The sequence below is a fragment of the Camelimonas fluminis genome (genome assembly GCF_014656355.1).
Taxonomy (GTDB): Bacteria; Pseudomonadota; Alphaproteobacteria; order Rhizobiales; family Beijerinckiaceae; genus Camelimonas; species Camelimonas fluminis.
Window position 1 is genome coordinate 1 of record NZ_BNCG01000140.1, and the last position, 1,068, is coordinate 1,068.

Annotated in this window: 1 protein-coding gene; it reads left to right on the top strand. The window is 68.9% G+C overall.

Going from position 1 to position 1,068, the window contains the following annotated elements; translation table 11 throughout:
• A partial coding sequence (locus tag IE243_RS22845; RefSeq protein WP_191321569.1) for an autotransporter outer membrane beta-barrel domain-containing protein occupies positions 1 to 1,029 on the top strand: 1,029 nt, incomplete at its 5' end.
• Positions 1,030 to 1,068 lie beyond the last annotated feature (39 nt).

Below are 1,068 nucleotides of genomic sequence, written 5' to 3' on the forward strand. Positions count from 1 at the left end.
CTCGGCAGCCTCGGCGGCAGCGTCGCCCCCGGCTTCTCAAACCTCAACGCCCTCAATGGCGCCGTCGACGCCCAGAGCGCGCCCTTCATCCTCAACGCAGCCAGCAGGCGACAGCCAGAGCGCCTGCCAGGATACGCCGGCAGCATCGGCGCCGTCGCCCCCCTCGCCCCCATGGCCAACCCAAACCCCTTCGGCCTCTTCGTCTCCGCCTCATATCTCACCGGCGGACCAGGCGCCGACATCCCCTACACCGCAGGCGGCGTCACCGCAGGCCTCGACTACCGCGTCTCGCAAAACCTCACCATCGGCGCGGCCCTCACCTATATCGAGGACAACCGCAGCGCCGATGGCATGAAGCTCGACAGCAGCGCCGTCGCCCCGGCTCTCTACGGCCGCTTCGCCATGAACCGCGCCTTCATCGACGGCTATCTCGGCTATGCCTTCACCGATGGCAAAAGCCGCCGCTTCATCCCCTTCGGCGACGAGGTCCTCACCGCCGAAGCTTCGCCGCGTTCGGGACAGTTCATGGCCGGGGCCGTCGCCGGCGTGAAGCTGGACGGAACGGCCTTCGGCATGGACCGCGCCCTGCCAGCGGGCCTGTCGCTGACACCGTTCGTCGGCTTCGACATCGCCCAGATGAACATCAACGGCTACACCGAGCGCGGGGCCGGCGCGCTGGCCATCGCCCTGGCCGCCCGCCAGTTCACCGACGCCCGCCTCTCCGCCGGCCTCGAACTGGCCTTTGACCTGCCGCTGGCCGGCGGCGTGCTCACCCCCAGCCTGAAAGCCAGCGTCACCCAGCGCGTCGGCGATCGCATCGACAACGCCGACGCGTATTACGCCATCGCCCCGGACCTGCCGTTCCGCCTCACCGGCCCGGCCAACGCCCGCACCTACGGCACCCTGGGCGCTGGTCTCGGCTTCCGCGTCAACGACGCCGTCACCGCCCAGATCGCCTACCAGGCAGACATCAGCGGCGGCGGCTTCCACGACAACCGCCTGACGGCAAAGGCCCAGGTGCGGTTCTGACCTGAAAAGGTCCGGCCCAAAAATTCAGGTCAGGAACAA